Annotated in this window: 1 rRNA gene; it reads left to right on the top strand. The window is 52.4% G+C overall.

From position 1 onward, the window contains the following. Positions 1-294: ribosomal RNA gene (locus tag ACLJR2_RS23810) — 23S ribosomal RNA — on the top strand; the annotation flags it as partial.

The following is a 294-nucleotide window of genomic DNA, read 5'->3' as shown; positions in this document are numbered from 1 at the left end:
GCAGCCATCATTTAAAGAAAGCGTAATAGCTCACTGGTCGAGTCGGCCTGCGCGGAAGATGTAACGGGGCTAAACCATGCACCGAAGCTGCGGCAGCGAACGTATCACCCAAGACAACTTTACGGAGTTGACGATTGACGGAGCGAAGCGACGTCAAAGCGTTCATTAAAGTCGAGTTGGCTTAGGGATACGTTCGTTGGGTAGGGGAGCGTTCTGTAAGCCTGCGAAGGTGGCCTGTGAGGGTTGCTGGAGGTATCAGAAGTGCGAATGCTGACATAAGTAACGATAAAGCGG

Source organism: Salmonella sp. SAL03688, assembly GCF_046551895.1.
In the GTDB taxonomy this organism is placed as follows: domain Bacteria; phylum Pseudomonadota; class Gammaproteobacteria; order Enterobacterales; family Enterobacteriaceae; genus Salmonella; species Salmonella enterica.
The sequence above is the reverse complement of the archived record's forward strand: the minus strand, read 5'-3'. Positions and strand labels throughout refer to the sequence as shown.